We start from the raw sequence: 24,670 nt of genomic DNA on the forward strand, positions 1-24,670 counted from the left end.
CCCTCCCCCCCCCCCCCCCGCGCGCGGCGGGGGGCGGGGGGGGCCCCCTCCCCGCGGCCCGCGGCGGGGGCGGTGGGGGCCCCGCCCCTGCCCGGGCGTTGCCTGGCCCCGCCGGTCTGGGTCCATGGCGACGTCGCCTCGGGCAATCTACTCGTCGAAGATGGCAAGCTGTGCGCGGTGGTCGATTTCGGTAGTTCGGCTATCGGCGATCCTGCCTGTGACCTGGTGATCGCGTGGACGGAATTTTACGGCGAGAGCCGCCAGGCGTTCCGCGACGCCATTGCCCTTGACGAGCACAGCTGGGCGCGCGCTCGGGGCTGGGCGTTGTGGAAGGCGCTGATCGTCGCTTCGGGACATGACGGCAATCAGCGCGAGGCGGAAAAATCGTGGCGGGTCATCAATGAGGTGCTGGCGGATCACACAAACAGTCAGAGCGGGAGGGCCAATTCAGTTTGAACGGATCCCGCTCTAATGACGAGCGCATTACTGGCCGCCCATCTCCTTCTTGAATGTATCGAAATCGACCTGCATGCCGTTGAAGATGGTGCTCCAATGGCGGGTCAGCGCTGAAACGGCGACCGCCTCCTGGATCTCCTCGTCGGTGGCGCCGGCCCGCTTGGCGTCCTGCGTGTCCGACCAGATACAGTAGTTGCACGGGATTTGCGCCGCCACCGCCAGCGAGATCAGCGACTTAACTTTCGGCGGCAGCGCCGTCTTGTCGCTGAGCTGGATAGCCTTGACCTCGGCCCATGCACCGGGCAGACCGGCTTTCGGGAACTGCTTTACGAAACCGGGCACCCCGCCCATGGTCGACTGGATGTCCTTGACGGTTGCGTCATACTCATCGGCATAAGAAGGAGTTGCAGCCAGCGTCAGCACACAGGCGGCGGCGAGCAGGCAGGCACGGCGGATGGAAGAGTGCTTTGATGAAAGAGTACGACAGACAGACATGACATTCTCCTCTGGCATTTGTTAGCCTTACGATGTAAGGTAATGTCGAAAATGAACCTTACAGCGTAAGTTGTCAAGCGGCACCATGGACACATCGATCAAAAAAAAGCGACCGCGCGGCCGACTGTCTCGCGAGATGATCGAGGATGCCGCTTTGAAGGTGATCGAGAGCGAGGGCCTCGCCGGTTTTTCGATGCGCAAGCTGGCGACTGCACTCGGCTGCGAGGCGATGAGCATCTATCACCACTTTCCTTCGGTGGCGCATCTCTTCGAAGCCTTGGTGGACCGGCTGATCGGCTCCCTCGAAATGCCCGACACGGACCTACCTTGGCGACAAAGGTTGCGCATCGCCGTGCAGGATTTCCGCCGCGTCGCGCGTGAGCACCCGGCTTTCGCCAGCTTCTTCGTCACCTACCGGATGAACTCGCCGACCTGCCTTGCGTGGCTGAACGGCATCCTCGGCCTGTTCGAGGCCGGCGGCTTCGGACCGGAACTTGGTGCGCGGCTGTTCCGTACCACCGGCTATTATCTGATGGGTGCCATCCTCGACGAGACTGCCGGCTATGCGAAGGGGCCTTCGGCCGTGACCACAGTCAGCGATGAGCAACTGGCGCAGGATTTTCCAAAAGTAGCTGCGGCCGGGCGTTATTTCGGCACCGCCGAATTTGACCGGACGTTTGATCTCGGCCTTGACATGCTCCTGGACGAAATGGAGCGCGCCCGCGACGGCACCAGCGCGCCGAATACCGGGTCTTGACCTCATGCGCTCTCTGTTCGCCGTGATACTGCTTATCGGTACCGGCATCGGCGTCGTCTATCCCTGGGCGATGACCAATTTCTCCGGCCGTGAGATCGGCACCTGGAGGGTTTACGAGCAGGGCCGGTTCAAGCCAGTGACAGTGGCCCTTAGCGCACGCGACGGGCCGCTACGCGTGCTGGTCGACCTTACGGCAAGAGCCGAGCGTATCGTCTCGCAGCAGCGCACCGTGTTGACCGTCACTGCCGCCACCGGCGGCAGGACGGTGCTCGCCTCGACGCTGCAGTTCAACCATTCCGACAATCCTCGGCAGGTCAGTCCGCAACTGCCGGACAGGATCTTTCGCGACGAGGCGGGCCTGATCCCGACGGTTACCGCCGGCCCCTACATTTTCACCGTTGGTCCGGGCGACGCCGAGGGCATTCCGATGCGGGCCGTCGACCTCGTCCTGCGCTCGGCTGCCGGCGAGATCGACCGCCGAGCGCGGCCGGTCGGTTTTTCGCTGATGGCGGCCGGCCTGGCCGGGCTGGTGCTGGCATTCCGTTTCGGCGGCCGTCGGCCGGAAAATCCGAACTCGCAGCCGCCACCGCCTCGCTGGGGCAGGGGCTCCAATTGAACTATCGCCACGCCTACCATGCCGGAAACTTCGCCGACGTCGTCAAGCATGTCGTGCTCAGCCGGCTGATCGAATATCTGAAGCAGAAGGACAAGGCGTTTCGGGTCATCGACACCCATGCCGGGATCGGCCGTTACGATCTGTCCTCGACCGAAGCGCAAAAGACCGGCGAATGGCAAGGCGGCATCGGCCGGCTGGTCGATGCGGCCCTCGATGCGCCGGCGGCAGCACTGCTGGCGCCGTATCTTGAAGCCGTCCGCTCGCTTAATCCGGACGGCGACGTGAAAAAATACCCGGGTTCGCCGCTGATCGCTCGGCACCTGATGCGCAAGCAGGACCGGCTGTCGGCGGTCGAGCTGCATGCCAAGGATGCCGCCAGGCTGAAGTCGCTGTTCGACGGCGACTTCCAGACCCGGGTGATCGAGCTCGACGGCTGGCTGGCGCTCGGCGCGCATCTGCCGCCAAAGGAGAAGCGCGGCCTCGTCCTCATCGATCCGCCTTTCGAGGAAGAGGGCGAGTTCGGTCGCTTGGTCGACGGGCTGCAAAGAGCCCATCGGCGCTGGCCAGGAGGGATTTACGCGCTCTGGTATCCGCTCAAGGACCGCAAGGCGGTCGCCGCCTTCCGCAGGGCGCTGAAGCAGACGGGCGTTCCCAGGCTGCTCGACATCGGTTTTGAGATCAGGCCGGCCTCCGTCGAGCCGAGCCTCGATGGCTGCGGCATGGTGGTGGTCAATCCGCCCTTCACCCTGGAGGGCGAGTTGCGGACGCTGCTGCCGGCGCTGCACCGGCTGCTTGCTGTCGAGCAGCCATCGCATTGGACGCTGGACTGGCTGGCGGGAGAGTAGTTTGAGATGCGGTCCTTGCCGTTCCCTCAGTGCAACCGCGTCACCACAACCATAGTCGCTACAACCGCTTGACCGCGCGTCAGCGAATCCGCACAGTGGGCGCAGTCGACCTTGAGAGGCTGCCATGACTCGCTTCGCCCAATCCGCCCTTGCCGTACTGCTCGCCGTTTGCACGCCGCTGGCTGCGCCTCTTGGCGTTACTCCGGCGGTGCAGGCCGCCGACCTTGCAATCTATACTGACGAGGACAGCGGCGTGTGCGGCGAGGCCTGGGTGCTGAACAAAATCACCGACCGCTTCTCCTATCAGGTGCATCACGTGCCGCATCTGCCGGATGTGCAGATCGTCGACTTCCAGCGCATCCACCAGCATCGCTATCTGCCGGCCGACGACATCTGGCCGATCGGTCGCCGTTATTGCGGCGCGACCGTCAGCCTCTCCGACGGTCGCGCCCGCACCATCTGGTACTTGATCGAGGAAGGCCAGGGTTTTGCCTCGATCGGCGACAATGTCGAATTCTGCGTGTCGGGCTTCGACCGCTGGATGGTCTACAACGGCCGCTGCCGCGTCCTGCGCTGATCGCGCACTCGCTGATTCCGACTTTTTAGCACCGGCCACCTGATCGACCGTCACCGTTTCCATGCGGCGCAGCATTCGCGGGAAGCGCGATCTGCTGTCACGAGTTTGCGGGGAAACAGCACCACATGGATTTGCTCGTTTATACTGTTGCTCTCGGCGCGGTCGTTGCTGGCTTCGTCCAGGGGCTTTCCGGGTTCGCTTTCAGCCTGGTTGCCATGTCGATTTGGGTTTGGACCGTGGAACCCCAACTGGCTGCTGCCATGGCGGTCTTTGGGGCGCTCACCGGTCAGATCATCGCTGCCGTCACCGTCCGCCGGGGTTTCGACCTCAGGCTTCTGCTGCCCTTCCTGATCGGCGGGACCATAGGGATTCCGGTCGGTGTCGCCATCCTGCCCTTGCTGGATGTGCAGTTGTTCAAGCTGGTCTTCGGCGCGCTGCTGGTCGTTTGGTGTCCCTTGATGCTCTTTGCGCGTCGCCTCCCTCCCATCACGGTCGGGGGTCTTGTTGCAGACGGTGCAATAGGTCTGGTCGGTGGCATCATGGGTGGACTTGGCGGCTTCACCGGCCCGGTTCCAACGCTGTGGTGCGTGCTGCGCCAATGGGAAAAGGACAGGCAGCGTATTGTCATCCAGAATTTCAACCTTGTGACCCTCTCCATGACGATGGCCGCCTATCTTGCGGCCGGAAAGATCAAGCTCGAAATGCTGCCGATGTTTGCCGTCGTCGCGCCGGCGATGTTGATACCGACACTCCTTGGCGCGAGACTCTACATCGGCGTTAGCGAGGCGACTTTTCGAAAGATCGTCCTCACACTCTTGGCCGCATCAGGTGCGGCATTGTTGGCATCGTGCTTGCCGCACCTCACAAGCCGGGTTTGAACGACACACAGAAATCCCGACTTCCGCCGTGCCATGCGCTATCGACCGGTACGGCCCGCTCCCGACAGGTAGGCGCAGATCAGTTCGACGAGTTGCTTTTGCAGCTCCGGCGCGGCGAGCATGTTCCGGCGTGCCGCGTTGTGGATCACACCTTCGATCGCTGACGAAAGCACCCGCGCCACGGTCTCCATGTCGGCGCCTTTCCTTGGCTTGCGATAACTGGCGACAGCAGTCGCATAGTGATTGAGGTATTGTGCCTGGAACGAAGCATGGGCGGCCCTGGAGCCACGATCGCCAGGCGCCTCGTCGAGCAGCACCTGGTGTAGTGTCGGGTGAATGCTGTGTGCCGCGATCATGCCGCGCACCAGCTCCTGCGCGAATGTCCTGAGCGGCTTTTGGTCTTCCGCCGAATCGCGAATGACCGACAGCACATGATCGAAGTGACGGCGCCGGACGGCTGCGAGCAGGGAGAGCTTGTCGGGAAAATACTGGTAGAGCGTGCCGATGCTTACACCTGCTGTCTCGGCCACTTTGTTGGTGGTGAAGCCGGCCCAGCCCAGCCCGCTCAGAACATGAGCCGCTGCCTCGATGATCGCCTCGACGGTTGCCCTGGAACGCGCCTGGCGCGGCTGCTTGCGCATGCGCGTATGCGGTTTTGCAATGCGAGTAGACACGCCCTCTCATTCTCCTGAAAATATAAACAACATACTCGCATTTCCGGAAAAGGACACCGACCATGAGTGCGCTCGCTCTGGTTCGCGGCCTGTTTGCCTATCAGGCCTGGGCCATGACGAACTGCTGGAAAAGCTCGCGAGTCTCGACCCGCATGTTCACGGCAAGGAACGGCAGGCCGTGATACGGCTCGTCGATCACAGCCATGTGGTGTCGCGGATATTCTCGGCGCACCTGGTTGACGCAAGCCATGGCTACTCCGCCGCCACCACTGAGGACACGCCGGCGTTCGACGAACTTCGCGCCGCGGTCGCAGCGACCGATCGCTGGTATCCCGATTATCTCGAAACCGTTTCGTCGCGGCAGCTGTCCGAGCCCCTCGCTTTCGTGTTCACCGACGGGGATAAGGTATTGATGTCGCGACAGGAAATGCTGACCCACGTCGTACTGCACGGCGGCTATCATCGCGGTGAAGCGGGGCGCATCCTGGCACAGATTTCCGTCATGCCGCCATGGGATACCTTCGCCGTCCATCTCCACAGGGCCGAGCCTTCGCGCCGGCTGCAGATGAGCCGTGAGCCGCCCGGCGCCTGAACGGCCAAGCGCTTTCGATCACGCGGTCGGCTCGACCGGATCTATCGAACGATATCCTGTCCTTCAGAAATGTGAGCTGTCTGCTTACTTTCATCGCGCCGTGCAAGATAGTGCAGCGGCGTGCTCGTCGCGTTGCTTCCTACTTACCTGTAGTTTATCTTTTCAAACAAGACGAGGCGGGCGACCGCCTTCGTTCTGGACAATGTTCGCGCTGCGCGCCGGACGTTGAAGCGCAAAGCTGGTCGAAAAGGTCCTGAGCTTGACGAGAAGACCGGTCGAGATAGAGCGGCCAGAATTTCTGTCGCAGAACTTCACTGCGGGAGACAAAGATTCGCAGCCGGTTTTTGCGAGGGTAAAATGGTCGTGCGCTCGCCGTAACCGAAACTTAAGCTGCAAAAATCATTCTAATGCTTCGCTGGCTAGCAAGCCGCGAGTCAGATATGCAATGCGCGCCGGGTCAATAACGGCCGTCGGCACAACGGAAGGGGCATGATATGGCTAAGCAGTCATCCAAGGCGCCGGCATCCAAGGCACCGGCAAAGAAAGCACCAGCAAAAGCAGCCGCGGCAAAGGCCGCAACTGCTGTGAAGAAAGCGGCACCCGCTGCCAAAGCGAAGGCCGCCGCGCCTAAGGCAAAAGCAGCGCCGGCCAAAAAGCCGGCCGCCAAGGCCGCGGCAAAACCGGCCGTGAAGAAAGCAGCACCTGCTAAGGCAAAGGCAGCACCGGCCAAGGCTGCACCCGCAAAGAAGGCGGCACCGGCCAAGAAGCCGGCTGCAAAGGCGGCCGCGAAGCCAGCTGCGAAGAAGGCAGCACCGGCAAAGGCCGCCGCTGCGAAATCTTCTGCGGCAGTGAAGAAAGCAGCGCCCGCGGCCAAGCCGAAAGCAGCGCCCGCAAAGGCGAAGGCCAAGAAGTAGTCGCCGCCCTGCTACCGTCGGGGACAATACTCAAGACAGTCAGGGCGGGATGCCGGACAGGCGCCTCGCTTCTTGGTTGACGGTCGGGCAGAACGAGAAAGAGGCGGGAGGAAGACGTCTTTTCGCAGCTCCCAGGGCTTCGCCATGCGGCGAAGTCCGGTGGGATTTTCGTGGCTGCCAAAGGCTAACCTTCGGTGCAAGGCCGAGTTGGTAGCCAATCGGATTTGGATTGTCCGACCCGCTCGCGTCTGCCGCCGCACTGCGGCTTATCGCATCGCGATTGACGTCGAGACAATGGTTGTACGCTGGCGGCGCGGTTTTCCGCCTCTGGCCGTTGATGAACCCTGCATGATCGGTCAACAGTGCCCACGCACGAGCCCCTGTCGGAATCGATTTTCGGTGAGGGTCATGCGCGAAGTCACAATGCTACCGCGTCCTTTTGCGCGTCCAACGGGGCATATGGAGCTGTAGCCGCCAAACAGGAATCGACAATGCCCAGACTGCTCTACGCGTCTACTTCCCCCTACAGCTCCAAGGCGCGCATGGCAGCACTTTATGCTGGCATCGCGGTCGATCTCGTGCCGATAAAGACGGAGGAAAGGCCGGCCGAACTGATCGGCGCCAATCCGCTCGGCAAGATCCCGGTGCTGGTGCTCGATGACGGCCGCTCGGTCCACGACAGCCGCGCCATCACCCAGCATCTCAATCGGATGTCGAAGAACGCATTGTTTCCGCGCAATCCCGACAGGCGCCTTGAGGCGGAGGTGCTGGAGGCATTGGCCGACGGTATCTGCGACTGCGCGCTGTCGATGGTCTATGAGCGGCGCACGCGGCCGGAAGAGATGGTCTACCAGCCTTGGCTCGAGCGCCAGTGGACGAAGATTTCGGCCGCGCTCGATCTGCTCAACGCCAATCCGCCGAAGCTGCCGAAGAAAATCACCTTAGGCCAAATCGCATTGCGCGCCTGCCTTGGCTATCTCTCGCTGCGCTTCGCCGGAAAATGGGAAAAGGGCCGCGGCCGGCTGACGCGCTGGGCGGCACGCTTCGACGAGAAGTTCCCGGAACTGAAGCCCGCCATCCCGGCTTGAGGGCGGGCGGCCTCAACCGGTGCCACAAAAAAAGCCGGGCGCGAGGCCCGGCTTTTTCGTGTCGTGGCTTGGACGACTCAGAACTTCATACCGACGCCGAAAGTGACGCGATTGTCGGTCGACTTAACTTTGCCGATACCGTCGAAGTCCTTCCTGCCGAAGTCCGTGTAACGATACTCGACACGGCCGAACACATTGTCGGTGATCTTGATGTCGGTACCGACGCCGGCTGTCCAGCCGAACTGCGTGTTGGTGTCGCTTACGCCGGCAGCTTCAATCTTCTGGTTCTTCAGCGCGCCACCGGCGGTGCCGTAGAGCAGGATGTCCGGGCTGACGGCATAGCCGAGGCGGGCACGCAGCGAGCCCTCGAAGCCACCCTTGGCCTCGATGCCGGCATCGTCGCCCTTGACGCCGTTGTAGCCGATATCGGCTTCGGCACCGTAGACGAAGTTCTCCTGCTGCCAATTATAGCCGCCGAAGACGCCGCCGACAAAACCCTTGGTGTCGACGTCGACGCCAATGTCTTTGGCTTTGGCATGGCCGGCGAAGCCGTAGCCGACGCTCACACCGGCATAGGGACCGGCCCAGGATGCGACCGGAAGTTCTGCAATCGGGGCAGGTGCCGGCGGCTCTTCCTGAACCACGTCCGCGGCATAGGCAGTTCCGCCGAGGGCGAACAGCCCAAACGCCACCGCCAGCGGTCGCGCAAATTTAAGATTGGCTTGCATTGTTCTTTACTCCTTAAGCCACAGGACACAGGCTTGTTTTTCATGAGCGCCCTCAACCCGTCCGGGGGATGAAACGGATCCGGCGTTCAACGGTTGCAAATGTCGTGTCGAAATGCGGCTGAAGCGAACCTGAACTTGGGTCATTCCCTGGCACGAATGAGGCAGAACCTTGACGTTGCATCTTCGCAACAGCGAATGTCAGCAGGTTCGCCGTGCTGCACTGCACACGGCTTGGTATAAGGGCTCCAGCGCCCTATATTGCGGACGGGCTGGCCCGAATTCCGGTCGAACCAGAACGCCCACCGGCCACTTTGCCACAATCTTGCCCCAGGTGGAAATGGGATTTAACGCTTGGCGGGCCATAATTTGCCGGCGCTATCCCGGCAGGTCGGAATCGGCATCGGATTAAGGATTGACAGATGAGCAAGGTCGCCGCGACGGCACTGGTGACGGGCGGGGCGAGGCGGATCGGCAGGGCGATCGTCGAAGATCTTGCCGGGCATGGTTTTGCCGTCGCCATTCACTGCAATCGCTCGCTGGCCGAGGCGGAGGCGCTCGCGGCCGAAATCAACGGTGGTCATTTTGGTCGACATGGCCAGGCCGCCGTGGTTGCTGCCGACCTGACCGACATGGATGCCGTCGGCAACCTTGTCGGCCGCGCGGCGGCGGCGCTCGGGCCGGTGTCGCTGCTGGTCAACAACGCCTCGCTGTTCGAGCACGACAGTGTTGAGGATTTCGACTGGCCGGCCTGGGATCGCCATTTCGCCGTGCATGTCAAGGCGCCGGCGCTGTTGGCGCAGACTTTCGCCCGGGCCTTGCCGCAGAACAGTGAGGGGCTGATCGTCAACATGATCGACCAGCGCGTCTGGCGCCCGACGCCGCGTTATTTTTCCTATGCGCTGTCGAAGTCGACATTGTGGGCGTCGACCGAGATGATGGCGCAGGCGCTGGGTCCCCGCATCCGCGTCAACGCTATTGGTCCTGGCCCGACCTTGAAGAACACGCGCCAGCACGACAGCGATTTCGATGCCCAGATTGCCGGGCTGATCCTGAAACGCGGCCCGGAATTGCCGGAATTCGGTGCCACCATCCGTTATCTGTGGGCGGCACGCTCGGTCACCGGCCAGATGATTGCGCTCGACGGCGGCCAGCACCTTGCATGGCAGACGCCCGATGTGACAGGCATGGCGGAATGAGCCCCATTGACCAGAAACAAAAAACGCGCGGTGGCGCCGACGACCTGCCGCCCGAAATCGACCTCGAGGACGAGGCGGCCGAAGAGGTCGTCGAGCCTGCGGCCGGCGGTCCGGACGTCACCTTCACCGCCATCGACTGGACCCCGCATGCCGGCGACGCCGACGGCATGGTCGGCGCCGAGGTGATCCAGACGCTGGTCAAGCGGCTGCCCAATGCGCCCGGCGTCTACCGGATGATGAATGCCGCCGGCGACGTGCTCTATGTCGGCAAGGCACGCAGCCTCAAGAAGCGGGTCACCAGCTACGCGCAAGGCCGGTTCCACACCAGCCGCATCGGCCGCATGGTGCGCGAGACGTCGACGATGGAGTTCGTCGTCACCCGCACCGAGATCGAAGCGCTGCTGCTTGAAGCCAACCTCATCAAGCGCTTGCGGCCACGCTTCAACGTGCTGATGCGCGACGACAAGTCGTTCCCCTATATCCTGTTGACCGGCGATCATGTCTCGCCCGGTATCTACAAGCATCGTGGCGCGCGCTCACGCAAGGGAGACTATTTCGGCCCCTTCGCCTCGGCCGGCGCCGTCGGCCGTACCATCAACTCGCTGCAGCGCGCCTTCCTGCTCAGGAGCTGCACCGACTCCTTCTATGAGAACCGCACCCGGCCTTGCCTTTTGTTCCAGATCAAGCGCTGCGCCGGCCCATGCACCGGCGAAATCTCGCATGGCGATTATGCAAGGCTTGTCGCCGAGGCGAAGGGTTTCCTTTCCGGCCGCAGCCAGAAGGTGAAGACGGAGATCTCCGCCGCCATGCAGCAGGCTTCGGAGAACCTCGATTTCGAACGCGCCGCCATCTATCGCGACCGGCTGGCGGCGCTGTCGCATGTGCAGAGCCATCAAGGCATCAATCCGCAGACCGTCGACGAGGCCGATGTCTTCGCCATCCATCAGGAGGGCGGCCAGGTCTGCATCCAGGTGTTCTTCTTCCGCACCGGCCAGAACTGGGGCAACCGCGCCTATTTTCCCAAGGCCGATCCGGCGCTCGAAGCCGGCGAGGTGCTGGGATCGTTCCTGGCGCAGTTCTACGACGACAAGCCGACGCCGCGCACCATCCTGTTGTCGCATGGCGTCGAGGACCAGGAATTGCTGGCGGAGGCGCTCTCCACCCGGGCCGGCCGCAAGGTGTCGATCTCGGTGCCGCAGCGCGGCGAGAAGAAGGACCTGACCGACAATGCGCTGCAGAATTCGCGCGAAGCGCTCGGCCGGCGGCTGGCCGAAACCTCAACTCAGGCGCGGCTGCTCACTGGCTTTGCCGAGACCTTCGGCCTGGAAAAGCCGCCGGTGCGCATCGAGGTCTATGACAACTCGCACATCATGGGAACCAACGCCGTCGGCGCCATGGTCGTCGCCGGGCCGGAAGGGTTTGTGAAGAACCAGTATCGAAAGTTCAACATCCGCTCGACCGAGATCACGCCGGGCGACGATTTCGGCATGATGCGCGAGGTGATGCAGCGGCGCTTCTCGCGGCTGTTGAAGGAACATGGCGATGCCCCGCAAACCGAGGGCACGGGCGAGGCGAGCCCTACCGAACCGGGCGACGATATCGAGGACGCGGGCGGCTTCCCCGCCTGGCCCGACGTCATCCTCATCGACGGCGGCCAGGGCCAGATGACGGCGGTGCGCAAGATCCTCGCCGATCTCGGCATCGAGGATCGCGTTGTCGCCATCGGCATCGCCAAGGGTCAGGACCGCGATGCCGGCCGCGAACGCTTCTTCGTCAAGGGCAGGGCCCCATTCTCGCTGCCCGTTCGCGATCCGGTGCTCTATTTCGTCCAGCGGCTGCGCGACGAGGTCCATCGCTTCGCCATCGGTTCGCACCGCGCCCGCCGCAAGAAGGAGATGGTCAAGAGCCCGCTCGACGAGATCAGCGGCATCGGCCCGGGCCGCAAGCGCGCGCTGCTGATGCATTTCGGTACGGCCAAGGCGGTCAGCCGTGCCGCCGTCGAGGACTTGGTCAAGGTCGATGGCATTTCCGAACAGGTGGCGAAATTGGTCTACAATCATTTTCACGAGAGCTAAGACTTATTGCCGATATTTCGGCTGGCTAATCGATTCTGGCCTGTTGACCCCCCACATTCGCTTCTGATTTGACTAAGCAGGCAGAAAGAGTTCCCAAAACATGTCCCAGCGCGCGTTCAACCTGCCCAACATGCTCACTTACGCCCGCATCCTGGCGGTGCCGCTGGTGGTGCTGTGCTTCTTCCTGGAGGGGCATCTGAAATCGAGCGACTTCGCGCGCTGGTCGGCGCTCATCATTTTCCTGCTCGCCTCGATCACCGATTACTTCGACGGCTATCTGGCGCGCGCCTGGCAGCAGACCTCCAACATCGGCAAGATGCTGGACCCGATCGCCGACAAGCTGCTGGTCGCCACTTGCCTGCTGCTGCTTGCCGCCGACACCGACCGCCATGCCGGCATCGCCGGCTGGTCGCTGTGGGCGGCGATCATCATCCTGTGCCGCGAGATCCTGGTCTCGGGCCTGCGCGAATATCTGGCGGCTTTGAAGGTCTCGGTGCCGGTGACGCAGCTCGCCAAATGGAAGACCACCATCCAGATGATCGCCATCGCCTTCCTGCTTGCGGGCCCGGCCGGCGACAAGCTCTTTCCGCTGACCACCCAGACCGGGCTGGTGCTGCTGTGGATCGCCGCCCTGGTGACGCTCTACACTGGCTACGACTATTTCCGCGCCGGCCTCAAGCACATCATGGACGAGTAGCATGTCGACGAAGCTCATTTATTTCGCCTGGGTGCGCGAGCGGATCGGCAGACCGGAAGAAGACGTCGAGTTGCCGGCCGGCATCGAAACGGTCGCCGACCTGTTGCGCTGGCTGAAATCGCGCGGCGAGGAATACGAGCACGCGCTGCAATATCCTGACGTGATCCGCGTCGCCATCAACCAGGAACATGTCGAGCACCGCGAAAAGATCGCCGGCGCGCGCGAGATCGCGCTGTTCCCGCCGATGACCGGTGGCTGAACCATGTCCGCGGTGGTGCCTGTCGTGCGCATCCAGGCGGAGGATTTCGACGTCGCCGCCGAGATCGCCAGGCTGACCAGGGGTCGCAACGACATCGGCGCTGTGGTGACCTTCTCCGGCCTTTGCCGCGACGAGCAAGGCAGGCTCTCCGCGCTCGAGCTCGAACATTATCCCGGAATGGCTGAAGCCGAGATATCCCGCATCGCCGGCGAGGCAATCGAGCGCTGGCCGCTGCAGGGGCTCACCGTCATCCATCGCCACGGCAAGATCGCGCCGGGCGAAAACATCGTGCTGGTGGTGTCCGCTTCCGCCCACCGGCAGGCGGCGTTCGAGGCCGCGAATTTCCTGATGGATTATTTGAAATCACGGGCGCCGTTCTGGAAAAAGGAACACCATAGCGACGGTTCCGAAGGCGGCTGGGTCGACGCCAAGGAGGCCGACGACAAGGCGGCGAGCCGCTGGAAGCGAGACTGACCAGGCTTCCGCGAGCCCTCAACCTTTGTCAGTGCCGATCAGATGATCGAGCGAAATCCGGCCGGGTCCCCAGGCCATGATGCCAAGCGCCATCGCCGCCCAGGTAATGTGCAGCGGCGAGCCGTCCGGCACGGTGAGCTCGATGACCAGCGTCATCAGCAGCAACCCGAACGCCGCCAGTCGCGTCGCCAGGCCGAAAACAAGGAGAACTGGCAACACGATCTCCGCTGACCCTGAAGCGAACGCCACCAGCGCGGGTGCCGGAAAATCATAAGGACCGCCCGGCAGATGCAATTTGAGTTCCGAGCTGAAAAGCAGCACTGCGACATCGTTCAACTGTAGAAAACCGTCCCATGTTGACGCCGGACCGCCAGAACGGGACAGCGAGCGCGCAGCGCAGGACAAGCTGCGTCAGCGATGGCGTCGCGATCGTGCGCAGGGCGGCATTCAGCCTTTCGACGAGAGCGGCGAACCCTCGCGGTTCGGTGCTCGCGTTCTGCCTATGGCTCATCGTGCTCACCTTTCCTGATGTGCCGTCGTGAAGGCTCCCGCTTCCAGCACACCGGCAATGTTGGCGGAAAGCTCGAATTCGGCACTCTCCGCAAACGCTGCCGCGGCCGCTGCACCGAGCGACTCGCCCGCGACCAGATGCGAGATAAATACTGCGCCGCCGGGCGGTAGGTGGCGGACGAAGACCTCGAGGCCGGGCCGCGTGACCAGCGCATCTTCAGCGCCCGTTGCCCGGATCGGCCCAACAGGAGCGTCGTTCCGGTTTGCCGCGAAGACTGTGACTGCCGGGAACCGGGAGCGCGCGATCCGCGTCGCCGGATGCGGCCGCAGCACGGTGTCGGCAAGCCTCTCGCGAGGGATCGACGCCAGTGCCTCAGCCGACAGCGCCTCCGCGTCGGCGGCATGATAGGCATCGAGCCAGGCCCGCTCGATGCGCGCCACGTCGGCCAGCCACGGCATCGACTGCGCGTGTTCGTAGCGCTCGATGAAATCGGGAAAGTCGCGGCCATATTCGAATAGAAGCGGCGAGGTGGGTGGCGTTTCGCGGATGTGAAAGCGCGCCATCGCGCGAAAGAAATCCGGGCCGGTGATGCGCAGCGTCGCTGGAAAGCTGGCGGCCAGCGCATCGATCAGGCTGACCGTGACGTTGTTGCGGTAGACGGCATGTCGCTTGATCGCAGCCTTCCCGTTCGGCCCCGAGACAGAGTCAGGCGGGGCACGGTCAGGATCGAGCAAACCGGCGGTGAATGCCGCCGCATAGTCAAACCGGCGGCCGAGATCGCCCGACTGGAGCTCATCCTGCGGCATGGGCTTTTCCGAGACAGTCGCCGAGCGTGGACTGAACAGAGTTTGCGGAGCGGCCAAGAAGCCCGACGACAAGGCGGCGGGCCGCTGGAAGCGCCCCGCCGTCCAAACAAATTCCTGGGACAGCCATGCCAATACGCCGCCGGCCATTCATTGACCGCAATCCTGCGAAACCCTTTGCCGAAGGGGAGCAGGATCATGCTGGACAGGATCGCCGAGTTCTTCATCTTCGGACTGGTGCCGCTGGCCGTTGGCATACTTGCCGTTCCGGATCGTTCCGTGGCTGCCGAAAAGACCCTCAAGGGCGAGGTGATGTATCGCGAGCGCATCGCGCTGCCGCCCAATGCCGTGCTTTCCGTGCAGCTTGCCGACGTGTCGCTGGCCGACGCGCCGGCAGCAATCATCGGCGAGCGCAAGGTGGTGCCGGCCGGCCAGGTGCCGATCAAGTTCGAGATCAGCTTCGACCCGCGGGTGATCCGGCCTGATATGACCTACGCGCTGCAGGCGCGCATCACCGTCGATGACCGGCTGCTATTCGTCACCGATACGCGCCATCAGGTCGACCCGCTCAGCGACGCGCCACAGACCATCATGCTGAAAATGGCGGCGCCGGGCGACGAGCCGGCGGCACCTTCCGTGTTCGGCCAAAGCTGGCTGGTCGAATATATCGACGGCGTCGGCGTGATTGCCGAGCCGCGGGCGACATTCCGCATCAGCGAAGCCGGCAAGGCCGGCGGCAGCGGCCCTTGCAACGTCTATTTCGCCACCGCCAGGATAAACGGCTCGACGATCGCTATCAGCGACATCGGCTCGACCTTTAAGGCCTGCGCGCCTCAGGTCATGGCCGAGGAAAAGGCGCTGTTCGAGGCGCTGGCCAAAGCAGCATCCTACCACGTCGACGCCGGCAAGCTTGTCATCGCCGACAGAGATGGCCGCGCGACATCCTGCGCTTCAATGCCGCGAGCTAGCGCTTAGTCCGCGCCGATTGGCCCGCGCGGCAGCCGCATGTCGATCACGATGTGTTTCAGCGGGAAGAGGCCGGGCAGAGGGCGCGTTAGTTCCACATAAAATGGCGGGTAAGGCAAAAGGGACATTTGTCCCTTCGTTGAAGCCGCCAGAATGGCTGCGGCTCGTTCTGGCCTTAACTCAAAGGAGTCCAGACATGAAAACGCACACGCTTATCCTTGCCGCCACCGGTGCATCGCTCCTTGCCTTTACCGGCCTTGCCAAGGCGGACGACCATCTTGTCAATGCTCTTGACCACGGTCTCAAAGCGGACAGCCAACCGTTCCAGACCAACAAGGCCGGCCATAGCGGCGATCTCGCACCGGGGCAGGGCAGCCCGTTTTCAGGTGAAGAGACCAAGACCCCGTCCACCGACACGGAGGCGGCGAATGAACATGCGAACGTGAAGGAACGCCAGGCGAAATAGACTGACAGAACCCGCCGCTAGGGGGCGGCGGGCGACACACATCCTAGCGACAAAGTCGCATACGCCCGGCATTCTCAATTTGTCGCTTGTTTGAATACCGCGCCATAGTGATAGGGCGGCACATCAACCAATTCGGCAAGCTTGAACCCGCTCGCTTCCACCGCCGCGATGGTCTGTTTGGGTGACAGCCTCAGCTCGGTCTTTGGCCCGCGCGGCTCGCCCAAGAGCGTGGTTTGCTCGCGCGGATACTGGTGCCAGTTGACGATGGCAAAACGACCGGCAGGGTCAAGCGTCGTCCGCACGGCGCGGGCAAGGCGCGGCCGGTCCGGAATGCCATGGAAAGCGTTGGCCATGAAAACGAAGTCGACGGTCTGAGGCACCAGCCCGGCAAGCTCATAGGCGTCGCCCGCCACAAACTCGCAATTGCCCGCGCCGCCTTCGGCCAACCGCCGCCTTGCGACTTCGAGCAGATCGGCATCGATGTCGATAGCGATTACATGACGGGCGACCCTGGCGATTGGCAGCGTGAACCAGCCGTCGCCGCAGCAGAGATCGACCACGTCCGTGCCGGGCTTCATGCCTACTGCCGCCAGGACGCTGGCGGGCTCGGGCCACAGCGCTTCCCACCAGCCGCTGGTTGGCATTTCGGTGCCCTGGAAGAAGCCGGGAATGGCGCTGGTCATGGCCTTGTCGGCTCCCCAAAATCCTCATTGTCGGGACGGCGTTTGATCCGCCCTCCGAGCTTAACGCACCGGTGACCCGTCGAGGAGCCTGAAGCTGAAAATGTCCGCTACTGCATATCGCGCAGCAGCGTGCAGCGGTTTTGCGATACCGGCATGCATCAAAACAAGAACCTGAAGTGCATCGCATGAGACCGATCGAACGCGACGCGCTTTAGCGAAAAAGGCCGGCGTTGCGCCGGCCTTTTGATGGGGTTCGGAATGCCGGCTTAGCCGACGATCTCGGTATCCGAGAACCAGTATTTGATCTCTTGCGCGGCGGTTTCCGGCGCATCGGAACCGTGCACGGAGTTCTCGCCGATCGACAGTGCGTGCAGCTTGCGGATAGTGCCTTCGGCGGCGCTTGCCGGATTGGTGGCGCCCATCACTTCGCGGTTCTTGGCAATGGCGTTCTCGCCTTCCAGTACCTGCACGACTGTCGGGCCCGACGACATGGATTCGACCAGCTCGCCGAAGAACGGACGTTCCTTGTGCACGGCATAGAAACCTTCCGCCTCGCGGCGGCTCATCCACACCCGGCGCGAAGCCACGACGCGCAGGCCGGCATCTTCCAGTATCTTGGTGATAGCGCCGGTGAGATTGCGACGGGTCGCGTCCGGCTTGATCATGGAAAAGGTGCGTTCGAGCGCCATGGGGTCGTCCTTGTGATGGAGAGTGGAATTGAGGGTGGCGGGCTCTATACAAGCCGCCCGCCGCCTTGCCAAGGGGAGGCCGGCGCAGCGCGCATTTCTGCGGTGGGGCGGCGGACTTTCAAGTCGAACCATGCCGCCGCTCATCTTTTTGTTGAGATCGGATTTTCCGACAACCGGTACCCACTTGGGTCCGATCGACTGGCCGCCCTATAGCGCGTCGTCGTCAGCCTGACCCGACGTCGTCATAACTGCATCTCGATCGTCAGGTTGGCCGTGTCGCCAGCCCCGAGGCCTTCGCGGACCCGCACCGCGGTCTTGATCGGCAAGAGCAGGCTGCCGGATTTCTTGTCGGGAAACAGCGATGTCCGCCATCTGGTCTGGCCGATGACGGCCTCCACGCCAAGGGAGCCCCAGGGGCCTTGCCATCCCAACCATCGCCGCCTTGATCCGGGCTCCAAGCTCCGGCGGCAGGGTCACGAAATGCCAGCCGCCCTTGCCCGGATAGACCCAGATCTCGGCCTGCATGTCGTAGCGAAACATTCTATGCACTTCCTCAGGTCAAGGCCTTCACGACCGGCTTTGCCATGGTGTCTTGCTGGCATGCTGACGATCGGCGAACCATCCATGATATCCACAGCCCTGCTGGGGAGGAGTCATTCTTCCCCGCAAGGAGGATGGCAGCGCTGCCATTCCACTACCGCCTTGTCACGATAGACGGCCGCCGCGTTTCCCAGCCTTCCCGTTCCAGTTCCGGCACGCTGTGGTTCTCGCTGGGGTAGCCGATGCAGAAGTAACCGATCAGTGTCCACTCCGGCGGCACGTCCAGGATCGTCGCCATCTCGGCCGGGTCGAGGATCGAGACCCAGCCCATGCCTATTCCCTCGGCGCGCGCCGCCAGCCACATCGTGTGGACCGCCATGACAGCGGAATAGTCTATGGTGGCTGGCATGGTCTGGCGGCCAAGCCCATGCCCTTGCTCGGTTGCGCGGTCGGCGAAAACCGCAAGCTGGCAGGGCGCCTCGTTCAGGCCGGCAAGTTTCAGGCGCCCATACAGCGCGGCGCGTTCACCGCAAAAATTTGCGAGTGCCTCCGCGTTGCAGCGCTCGAAGCATGCCCTGACGGCGGCGCGGCATGTTTCGCTCTCGACGATGACGAAGCGCCAAGGTTGGCTCAGCCCGACGGACGGCGCGGCGCTGGCAAGCTCGAGCAGCCGCTCCAGCGCCCCTTCCGGGAGCGGCGTCGGCTTGAACCGCCTGACGTCGCGCCGCCACAGGAAGAGCTTGGCAAGCCCGGCGCGAAAATCGGCCGGGAACTCTGGGTTTGCGGTCATGGCGCGCTGCCTCTGTTGTGGTTGCCCGGTTCGCCGGTTTTTCGTCTTGTTTGCTTCGATCCGGGCAGTGATGCGGCGCCTCAAGCGACACTTCGTCTACCCGCGTTGTCGCATTTCGCCGGGCGGGAATTCTAATGCATGTCGCGCAAAAGTGTGCAGCGGTTTTGCGGCAACGACAAACAAGTGCATGCCGCGCAAAGGTGTGCAGCGGTTTTGCGGTAACGACATGCATCAAAACAAGAACCTAAAGCGCGTCACATGAGGCCGGTCGAACGCGACGCGCTTTAGCCGAGGCCGGGCGACGTTGCCGTCATCTACGCCGTTGAACCTTGATCGGCAAACAAAACCCGCCTCGGCAAGCCGGGCGGGTCGTCGGTACGAATCAGCACCATACCGAAATTAGTAGCATAGCTGCCGGCACAAAGCAAGAACAGAATGTGGCGTTGCCGATGAAGCTGCCGAGCTCAACTTGCGAGCGGGGCGATCGCTGCCGGCGCGACCGTGCGGCCGAGGCCGCCATGCAGATCGAGGCATCGTTCGAACCATTGAGCCACGACATCGCTGTCGTCGAGCAGCCGGTAGGGCGTGGCGATACGCGCCCATTGCAGCGCGCCGAAAACGATGTAATCGGCAAATAGCGGCGACGGGCCGCCAATGAAGGGCTGACAGCCGAGCATCGAGCGGAGCGGCTCCAGCGAGGCGCGGAAGCCGGCGAGTCCGGCGTCGCGGGTGGCGCAAACCGCCTCCAGGCACCTGCCGAAGCGCTGCTCGCGGTTCTGCCGGAAATAGGCGGCGTTCGCTTCGTCCTGCATGGCATGCAGGTCCAGTAGCGCCGCGGTGGTGACGTAGGGATGGATGGTCAGCTGCGACCAGCGTTCGATGAAGCGCGCCGTCGCCTTACCGCCGTCGCCGGAAAACAATGTCGGCCGCTCGGGATAGGTCTCCTCGAGATAGAGCGCGATGGCGAAGGAATCGGCGACCACCGTCTCGCCGTCGCGGATCACCGGAACGAGCTTCGAAACGCCGCCTTCCACCTTCGGCACTTCGAGGAAACAGGTCGGCACGCTGGCGATGTCGAGTCCCTTGTGGGCCAGCGCCATCGCCGCCTTCCAGCAATGTGGGCTGAACGGGCGAGCGGCGTCGCGTCCAACAAGGTCGTAGAGCAGAATGGTCATTGGCGGCAGCGTCCTTGCAGTCTAACTATGGCCGAAACAGACCCGCGCGAAACAGGGTCTCGCAGGTCGAGAGAAAATGAAACAGCATTTCAGGATGTTTGCGGCCTACAATCAATGGGCCAACGGCCGCATCTACGATGCCGCCGCCGATCTCGACGAGGAAGAGTTCGACCGCAATATCGGCGTCTTCTTCGGTTCGATGATGGGAACGCTCAACCACCTCCTGGCAGCCGACCGTATCTGGATGAAACGCTTCACCGGCGAGGGCGACGCGCCGGCAAGGCTCGACACGATCCTGCACCGCGCCTTGCCAGGCTTGCGGCTGGCGCGCGAGGCCGAGGACAAACGGATCATCGACTGGGTCGACGGCCTGAGCGACAAGGCGCTGTCGGGCCGCTTCTCCTACATGACCGTGTCGGATATGCGCACCGTCTCGCAGCGGCTGGCGCCGGCGCTCGACCACTTCTTCAACCACCAGACCCACCACCGCGGCCAGGCGCATGCGATCCTGACCATTCTGGGCAAGCCAAGCCTCGGACTGGACCTGACGATGTTCCAGCGTAGCGAGGAGGGCAGGGCTTTCGCCTGAACCTGGGGCGGCTGGTGAAGCGGACGGTGGATAGAGGACAATCTGCCGAGATTGCAAAACGCGCCAAAACATTTTATGGAGCGGACGGTCGTGAGGGCGGCCGCTCCAGCAGCATTCAGCAGCAACAGCGAGAATTGGCACGCATGCCCAATGAACCCTTGCGCCTTGTGGCGTTCTTCGCCGTGGTCCTGGCGCTTCTCAACTCCGGTTATTATTTCCACCAGGGCGACATTGTCGCGACCATCTATTTCATGATCGGCGCCATTCTTGTGACCGCGGTGACGCGGATGAGCATCAGAAGGCAGCTGATTTAGGACCGATCTTCTTATCTGGCCGCCATCTCGACGGCTGGTTCGCTTCGACTGCGATCGAATTGAAAGCAAAGTCTTAGGACTTCGTTTGTGCTGTTGCTTCAAGGTAGCCGGCTGAAGCAGGAGCAAAAGCATGCAGATCGATTTGTCCCCGACGAGCTGGGGCAGGGTCGTGGCGGTTACCGTCGCGGGTACGGCGGTCTGCATTGCAGCCGCATTCCTCGTCGACTCCTTCAATTTCCCATATTTGTCGCCGGAAGCGCTGTGGCGGGCGCAGCTGACCGACCTGCTGCTGCCGCTTATCCTGGCCAGCTCCTTCTTCTTTTTCCTGATGTGGAAAATGCGCCAGTTGGCGATCGCGCAGAAGGCACTGGCCGTCGTCGCGGCGACCGACAGCCTGACGGCGGTGTTCAACCGGGGTGCGTTTTCCATGCTCGTCGAGGCCTATCTCGAACAGGCCCGCAGCCATTCTGTCGTTAATGCCGGCGCCTTGCTGATCGTCGATGCCGACCATTTCAAATCCGTCAACGACCGCCTCGGCCACGACTGCGGAGACCAGGCGCTCAAGCTGATCGCCAAGACAATCCAGGGCCAGCTACGCGGCGCCGATATCGTCGGCCGGATCGGCGGCGAGGAATTTGCGGTTTTCCTTCCCGGCGCAGATCCTTCGCAGTCCTGGCTGGTGGCGGAGACAATTCGCCGACGCGTCCGTGAGGCGGAGTTCTCGCCTGACGGCCGGCCCTGTCCTCTCTCGGTCAGCATCGGCGGCGTCGCCTTCAGCGGGCCGACCACCTACGCCGAGATGTTCGTGGTGGCGGACAAGCACCTTTACAAGGCCAAATCGAACGGCCGCGATCAGGTCAGTTTCGAACCCGCAGCAGCGGGCGACCCGCCGGGCAGCGGCCCGATGACGGTCCATTGATGGTCGTTTCGGTCAGGCGGCGTAGCCGCCGAGGCCCCGGGCGACCGGCTTGACCGAGACCGCCGGCTGGGCGGCCGGCCAGAGGATGCCTGCCGTCACGGCGAAGGTGATCAGAGCGTCGCGTGCCGCTTCGGCCGAGATCTCGCCGGCACGTGCCGCCTCGCAGGCCTTCACCGCGGCGCCATAGCTCAGCCGGCGGCGCGAAGGCGGGAACTCGGTGAGGAATTCGTGCATCTCGGAGAACGAAGCGATCGTACGCTTGTAGCCGGCGCCAACGGTTAGGGCGACCGGGGTGGAAAACGTCCTGTCGTGCATTCTGGCCTCTCGAATGGGCGGAGGTCACGGCGGACGCCGTTCTCCGGTCTGGGGGTCGGGCAGAAACGCGGATCACGGCGCGAGGTTCCATGTTGCCGGGATTGTTTTTTCGCCGGCTCTGGGAGCGGTCGCCGGGCGAGCAGCGCCGGCGTCGAGGCGGGTGCCTATTTCCACATGCCGCGCATGCGGGCGCCGAGGTCGACACGCACCTGCGGCTGGCGGCGCGGATCGTCTCTGGCCTGGACGCTGGCCCATGCCACCTGCTCGAAGGCGCCGAGGATCGAGCGCGGGATGAAGCGCGTGCGCGAGGCATAGACGTGGCGGTCGCCGCGCGCCGCCTGGCCGTGGACGAAAAAGCGATGCGGCATGACCAGGTGCAGGCTGTCCTTGGCCCGCGTCATCGCCACGTAGAGCAGCCGCCGCTCCTCGTCGACGTCCTCCTTGCTGCCGACGCCGAGATCGATCGGGATGCAGCCGTCGACGGTGTTGAGCACGAAGACGTTCTTCCACTCCTGGCCCTTGGCCGAATGGATCGTCGACAGGATCAGATAATCCTCGTCGCGGTGCGGCGGGCCGGCCTCGTCGCTGGTCGCGTCCGGCGGATCGAGTGTCAGCTCCGTGAGGAAGCGCTCGCGCGACGCATAGCCGGAAGCGATCTGCTCGAGCTGCAGGAGATCGGCCCGGCGCGTCGTTGCATCCTCGTGGATACGTTCCAGATGCGGCTCGTACCAGAGCCTGACCTGTTCGATGTCGGCCGGCCATTTTTGCGCGTCGGCACGCAGGCCGCTATAGAGCGCGACAAAGCCCGGCCAGTCGTCGGCGGCACGCTGCGGCGGCCGATAGCGGGCAAGCCCCATCGTCTCGTCAAGCGAATTTGCCATGGTCTCGACGATCGCATTGGCGGCCGAAGGGCCGATGCCCGGCAGAAGTTGCAGCACGCGAAAGCCGGCGACGCGGTCGCGCGGGTTTTCGGCAAAGCGCAGTACAGCCAGCAAGTCCTTGACGTGAGCTGCATCGAGGAATTTCAGCCCGCCGAACTTGACGAAGGGGATGTTGCGGCGCGTCAGCTCGATCTCCAACGGGCCGCTATGGTGGGAGGCGCGAAACAGCACCGCCTGTGCTTTGAGAACGGTGCCGGCCTCGCGTTCGGTGAGTATGGCCTGGCAGACATAGCTCGCCTGCTCGGTCTCGTCGCGCACGCTCACCAGCTTCGGCTTTTCCGCCGATTTGCGCTCGGTCCAGAGATTTTTGGTGAAACGTTCCGAAGCTTCGCCGATCACCGCATTGGCGGCAGCCAGGATGGTCTCGGTCGAGCGGTAGTTGCGCTCCAGCATGACGACCTCCGCCGGCCGCGCGAACTGCTTGGGAAAATCCAGGATATTGCGCACTTCCGCGGCGCGGAACGAATAGATCGACTGCGCGTCGTCGCCGACCACCGTCAGCCCCGATCCGTCGGGCTTGAGCGCCGTCAGGATCGATGCCTGCAGCCGGTTGGTGTCCTGGTACTCGTCGACCAGCACATGGTCGAAACGTGCACCCAGATGCGCGGCGATTTCCGGCTCGCCGGCCATCTGCGCCCAGTAGAGCAGCAGGTCGTCGTAATCGAGCACGTTCTGCCCCTGCTTGGCCTCGACATATCGGGCGAACAATTGCTTCAGCTGTTCGGCCCAGCCGGCGCACCACGGGAACACCGAACCCAGCATCTCGCCGAGCGGCGCCTGTGCGTTGACGGCGCGCGAATAGATCGCAAGGCAGGTGCCCTTGGTCGGGAAGCGGGCTTCGGTCTTCGAAAACCCAAGCTCGTGGCGGGCGAGGTTCATCAGGTCGGCGGAATCCTCGCGATCGTGGATGGTGAAGGCCGGATCGAGGCCGATCTCCAGCGCATAATCGCGCAGCAGCCTGGCGCCGATGCCGTGGAACGTGCCGGCCCAGCTCAGCGCATCGGTAATCACCGAGGCATCGCGCCCCAGCACCTCGCCGGCGATGCGCTCGACCCGCTTGGCCATTTCCGCCGCGGCACGGCGCGAAAATGTCATCAAAAGGATCCGCCGCGGGTCAGCACCCCTGACGATCAGATGCGCGACCCGGTGCGCCAGCGTGTTGGTCTTGCCGGAGCCGGCGCCGGCAATCACCAGCAACGGCCCGGCGATCTTGCCGTCGCCATGTTCGACGGCAAGCCTCTGCTCGGCATTGAGCTTCGCCAGATAGGCCGGCTGGAAGGACGAATCACGGGCGGCGAGGTTCATCGCCCATCAAGCATCGTTTCTGCTTTGTTCGCAACGGTTTGCGGAGCCGGAATAGGGCCCGTGAACGAAGAAGCCTTGCGGGCAGGCCTGTCGACTAACGCTCGGGCTCGACGCCCATGCTTGCCGATTGCCGCCGCAGCGCCTCGCGATCGTCCTGTGGCGGCGGCAACAGCAGCGGATCGAAATCGTCAGGCACCTCGTCGATCACTTTCCTGGCGACGCGATAAGCAACATAGACGATTGCCCCGGCGATGAGCAGACGGATCATGCCTTCCTCCATTGATTGTGCAGCAACCGGAGACGCGGCATTTTGTTCCCCGGCTCCTCGGCGAATGCGGGAACG

31 protein-coding genes and 1 pseudogene are annotated in these 24,670 nt (G+C 63.3%); 19 read left to right on the forward strand and 13 right to left on the reverse strand.

Features of this window, described 5'->3' with window-relative positions; translation table 11 throughout:
* A partial coding sequence (locus tag NKH50_RS24090; protein WP_502906911.1) for a phosphotransferase occupies positions 1 to 456 on the forward strand: 456 nt, incomplete at its 5' end.
* Between the two features lie 27 nt (positions 457 to 483).
* Here NKH50_RS24090 and NKH50_RS24095 read toward each other — a convergent pair.
* Complete coding sequence (locus NKH50_RS24095) at positions 484 to 951, reverse strand: carboxymuconolactone decarboxylase family protein (RefSeq protein ID WP_352881412.1); 468 nt, start codon at positions 949 to 951, stop codon at positions 484 to 486.
* Between the two features lie 136 nt (positions 952 to 1,087).
* On the opposite strand from NKH50_RS24095, the gene NKH50_RS24100 reads away from it, so the two are divergent.
* The 5 genes from NKH50_RS24100 to NKH50_RS24120 all read left to right on the forward strand — a co-directional run bounded on the left by NKH50_RS24100 (position 1,088) and on the right by NKH50_RS24120 (position 4,624).
* A complete protein-coding gene (locus NKH50_RS24100; protein ID WP_352881415.1) occupies positions 1,088 to 1,708 on the forward strand; it encodes a TetR/AcrR family transcriptional regulator in 621 nt (206 codons plus the stop codon).
* Positions 1,709 to 1,712: 4 nt separating this feature from the next.
* Entirely contained in the window at positions 1,713 to 2,324 is a 612-nt protein-coding gene (locus tag NKH50_RS24105) for a hypothetical protein (RefSeq protein WP_352881418.1), read from the forward strand.
* Positions 2,321 to 3,169 carry a 23S rRNA (adenine(2030)-N(6))-methyltransferase RlmJ gene (locus NKH50_RS24110; protein ID WP_352881421.1) on the forward strand — a complete coding sequence of 283 codons (849 nt, stop codon included), beginning with the start codon at positions 2,321 to 2,323 and terminating at the stop codon, positions 3,167 to 3,169. Before NKH50_RS24105 ends, NKH50_RS24110 begins: the two co-directional genes overlap by 4 nt.
* Before the next feature lie 124 nt (positions 3,170 to 3,293).
* A complete protein-coding gene (locus NKH50_RS24115) occupies positions 3,294 to 3,746 on the forward strand; it encodes a hypothetical protein (RefSeq protein ID WP_352705333.1) in 453 nt (150 codons plus the stop codon).
* 125 nt (positions 3,747 to 3,871) lie between these two features.
* Positions 3,872 to 4,624, forward strand: coding sequence for a sulfite exporter TauE/SafE family protein (locus tag NKH50_RS24120; RefSeq protein WP_352881424.1), 753 nt, complete (start codon positions 3,872 to 3,874; stop codon positions 4,622 to 4,624).
* A gap of 38 nt (positions 4,625 to 4,662) precedes the next feature.
* On the opposite strand, the gene NKH50_RS24125 is transcribed toward NKH50_RS24120, so the two are convergent.
* Complete coding sequence (locus NKH50_RS24125) at positions 4,663 to 5,298, reverse strand: TetR/AcrR family transcriptional regulator (RefSeq protein ID WP_352705329.1); 636 nt, start codon at positions 5,296 to 5,298, stop codon at positions 4,663 to 4,665.
* Positions 5,299 to 5,476: 178 nt separating this feature from the next.
* Between NKH50_RS24125 and NKH50_RS24130 the strand changes: the two genes are divergently transcribed.
* The 3 genes from NKH50_RS24130 to NKH50_RS24140 all read left to right on the forward strand — a co-directional run bounded on the left by NKH50_RS24130 (position 5,477) and on the right by NKH50_RS24140 (position 7,892).
* Complete coding sequence (locus tag NKH50_RS24130) at positions 5,477 to 5,890, forward strand: DinB family protein (protein ID WP_352689594.1); 414 nt, start codon at positions 5,477 to 5,479, stop codon at positions 5,888 to 5,890.
* 494 nt (positions 5,891 to 6,384) lie between these two features.
* The gene (locus NKH50_RS24135) at positions 6,385 to 6,804 is read left to right on the forward strand and encodes a hypothetical protein (RefSeq protein ID WP_352479251.1); all 420 of its coding nucleotides are present in this window, start codon (positions 6,385 to 6,387) and stop codon (positions 6,802 to 6,804) included.
* 491 nt (positions 6,805 to 7,295) lie between these two features.
* Entirely contained in the window at positions 7,296 to 7,892 is a 597-nt protein-coding gene (locus NKH50_RS24140; RefSeq protein ID WP_352881428.1) for a glutathione S-transferase family protein, read from the forward strand.
* Between the two features lie 77 nt (positions 7,893 to 7,969).
* Here NKH50_RS24140 and NKH50_RS24145 read toward each other — a convergent pair whose 3' ends face one another.
* Complete coding sequence (locus tag NKH50_RS24145; protein ID WP_254820293.1) at positions 7,970 to 8,620, reverse strand: outer membrane protein; 651 nt, start codon at positions 8,618 to 8,620, stop codon at positions 7,970 to 7,972.
* 419 nt (positions 8,621 to 9,039) lie between these two features.
* On the opposite strand from NKH50_RS24145, the gene NKH50_RS24150 reads away from it, so the two are divergent.
* From NKH50_RS24150 to NKH50_RS24170, 5 genes are all read left to right on the forward strand, one after another.
* Positions 9,040 to 9,816, forward strand: a complete 777-nt coding sequence (locus NKH50_RS24150) for an SDR family oxidoreductase (protein ID WP_352752890.1) — start codon at positions 9,040 to 9,042, stop codon at positions 9,814 to 9,816.
* A complete protein-coding gene (uvrC, locus tag NKH50_RS24155; RefSeq protein ID WP_352881431.1) occupies positions 9,813 to 11,891 on the forward strand; it encodes an excinuclease ABC subunit UvrC in 2,079 nt (692 codons plus the stop codon). The genes NKH50_RS24150 and uvrC overlap by 4 nt, the downstream gene beginning before the upstream one ends.
* Positions 11,892 to 11,991: 100 nt before the next feature.
* Positions 11,992 to 12,588, forward strand: a complete 597-nt coding sequence (pgsA, locus tag NKH50_RS24160; protein WP_254820290.1) for a CDP-diacylglycerol--glycerol-3-phosphate 3-phosphatidyltransferase — start codon at positions 11,992 to 11,994, stop codon at positions 12,586 to 12,588.
* A gap of 1 nt (position 12,589) precedes the next feature.
* The gene (moaD, locus tag NKH50_RS24165) at positions 12,590 to 12,847 is read left to right on the forward strand and encodes a molybdopterin converting factor subunit 1 (protein WP_352507910.1); all 258 of its coding nucleotides are present in this window, start codon (positions 12,590 to 12,592) and stop codon (positions 12,845 to 12,847) included.
* A gap of 3 nt (positions 12,848 to 12,850) precedes the next feature.
* Positions 12,851 to 13,321, forward strand: coding sequence for a molybdenum cofactor biosynthesis protein MoaE (locus NKH50_RS24170; protein WP_352689597.1), 471 nt, complete (start codon positions 12,851 to 12,853; stop codon positions 13,319 to 13,321).
* 18 nt (positions 13,322 to 13,339) lie between these two features.
* Here NKH50_RS24170 and NKH50_RS24175 read toward each other — a convergent pair.
* Positions 13,340 to 13,832: pseudogene (locus tag NKH50_RS24175) on the reverse strand (DoxX family protein).
* A gap of 5 nt (positions 13,833 to 13,837) precedes the next feature.
* Positions 13,838 to 14,638: an HvfC/BufC family peptide modification chaperone gene (locus NKH50_RS24180; RefSeq protein WP_352881435.1), complete on the reverse strand. Its 801-nt coding sequence runs from the start codon at positions 14,636 to 14,638 to the stop codon at positions 13,838 to 13,840.
* A 195-nt stretch (positions 14,639 to 14,833) separates the two neighbouring features.
* Here NKH50_RS24180 and NKH50_RS24185 point away from each other — a divergent pair, with 195 nt between their 5' ends.
* Both NKH50_RS24185 and NKH50_RS24190 read left to right on the forward strand, forming a co-directional pair.
* Positions 14,834 to 15,610 carry a YbaY family lipoprotein gene (locus tag NKH50_RS24185; protein ID WP_352881438.1) on the forward strand — a complete coding sequence of 259 codons (777 nt, stop codon included), beginning with the start codon at positions 14,834 to 14,836 and terminating at the stop codon, positions 15,608 to 15,610.
* Positions 15,611 to 15,797: 187 nt separating this feature from the next.
* The gene (locus tag NKH50_RS24190; RefSeq protein ID WP_254820285.1) at positions 15,798 to 16,067 is read left to right on the forward strand and encodes a hypothetical protein; all 270 of its coding nucleotides are present in this window, start codon (positions 15,798 to 15,800) and stop codon (positions 16,065 to 16,067) included.
* A gap of 74 nt (positions 16,068 to 16,141) precedes the next feature.
* On the opposite strand, the gene NKH50_RS24195 is transcribed toward NKH50_RS24190, so the two are convergent.
* From NKH50_RS24195 to NKH50_RS24215, 5 genes are all read right to left on the reverse strand, one after another.
* Entirely contained in the window at positions 16,142 to 16,750 is a 609-nt protein-coding gene (locus tag NKH50_RS24195) for a class I SAM-dependent methyltransferase (RefSeq protein WP_352881441.1), read from the reverse strand.
* A 266-nt stretch (positions 16,751 to 17,016) separates the two neighbouring features.
* Positions 17,017 to 17,439, reverse strand: coding sequence for a nucleoside-diphosphate kinase (gene ndk, locus NKH50_RS24200; RefSeq protein WP_023677669.1), 423 nt, complete (start codon positions 17,437 to 17,439; stop codon positions 17,017 to 17,019).
* Between the two features lie 242 nt (positions 17,440 to 17,681).
* Positions 17,682 to 17,897, reverse strand: coding sequence for a DUF1905 domain-containing protein (locus tag NKH50_RS24205; protein ID WP_502906431.1), 216 nt, complete (start codon positions 17,895 to 17,897; stop codon positions 17,682 to 17,684).
* 236 nt (positions 17,898 to 18,133) lie between these two features.
* The gene (gene bluB / locus NKH50_RS24210; RefSeq protein ID WP_352507903.1) at positions 18,134 to 18,769 is read right to left on the reverse strand and encodes a 5,6-dimethylbenzimidazole synthase; all 636 of its coding nucleotides are present in this window, start codon (positions 18,767 to 18,769) and stop codon (positions 18,134 to 18,136) included.
* A 464-nt stretch (positions 18,770 to 19,233) separates the two neighbouring features.
* The gene (locus NKH50_RS24215) at positions 19,234 to 19,944 is read right to left on the reverse strand and encodes a glutathione S-transferase family protein (RefSeq protein ID WP_352881446.1); all 711 of its coding nucleotides are present in this window, start codon (positions 19,942 to 19,944) and stop codon (positions 19,234 to 19,236) included.
* A 76-nt stretch (positions 19,945 to 20,020) separates the two neighbouring features.
* Between NKH50_RS24215 and NKH50_RS24220 the strand changes: the two genes are divergently transcribed.
* The 3 genes from NKH50_RS24220 to NKH50_RS24230 all read left to right on the forward strand — a co-directional run bounded on the left by NKH50_RS24220 (position 20,021) and on the right by NKH50_RS24230 (position 21,766).
* Positions 20,021 to 20,533 (forward strand): DinB family protein, encoded by a 513-nt coding sequence (locus NKH50_RS24220; protein WP_352457652.1) that lies wholly within the window; start codon positions 20,021 to 20,023, stop codon positions 20,531 to 20,533.
* A 14-nt stretch (positions 20,534 to 20,547) separates the two neighbouring features.
* Complete coding sequence (locus NKH50_RS24225) at positions 20,548 to 20,847, forward strand: hypothetical protein (RefSeq protein WP_352752883.1); 300 nt, start codon at positions 20,548 to 20,550, stop codon at positions 20,845 to 20,847.
* Between the two features lie 130 nt (positions 20,848 to 20,977).
* On the forward strand, positions 20,978 to 21,766 hold the full coding sequence (locus NKH50_RS24230) for a GGDEF domain-containing protein (RefSeq protein WP_352649748.1): 789 nt from the start codon (positions 20,978 to 20,980) through the stop codon (positions 21,764 to 21,766).
* Positions 21,767 to 21,778: 12 nt separating this feature from the next.
* On the opposite strand, the gene NKH50_RS24235 is transcribed toward NKH50_RS24230, so the two are convergent.
* The 3 genes from NKH50_RS24235 to NKH50_RS24245 all read right to left on the reverse strand — a co-directional run bounded on the left by NKH50_RS24235 (position 21,779) and on the right by NKH50_RS24245 (position 24,595).
* Positions 21,779 to 22,081, reverse strand: coding sequence for a DUF982 domain-containing protein (locus NKH50_RS24235; RefSeq protein ID WP_352452964.1), 303 nt, complete (start codon positions 22,079 to 22,081; stop codon positions 21,779 to 21,781).
* Between the two features lie 164 nt (positions 22,082 to 22,245).
* Positions 22,246 to 24,327, reverse strand: a complete 2,082-nt coding sequence (locus NKH50_RS24240; RefSeq protein ID WP_352881450.1) for an ATP-dependent helicase — start codon at positions 24,325 to 24,327, stop codon at positions 22,246 to 22,248.
* Positions 24,328 to 24,421: 94 nt separating this feature from the next.
* Complete coding sequence (locus tag NKH50_RS24245) at positions 24,422 to 24,595, reverse strand: hypothetical protein (RefSeq protein ID WP_254820276.1); 174 nt, start codon at positions 24,593 to 24,595, stop codon at positions 24,422 to 24,424.
* Positions 24,596 to 24,670 lie beyond the last annotated feature (75 nt).

The sequence above is a fragment of the Mesorhizobium sp. M1027 genome, assembly GCF_040318745.1.
GTDB lineage: Bacteria > Pseudomonadota > Alphaproteobacteria > Rhizobiales > Rhizobiaceae > Mesorhizobium.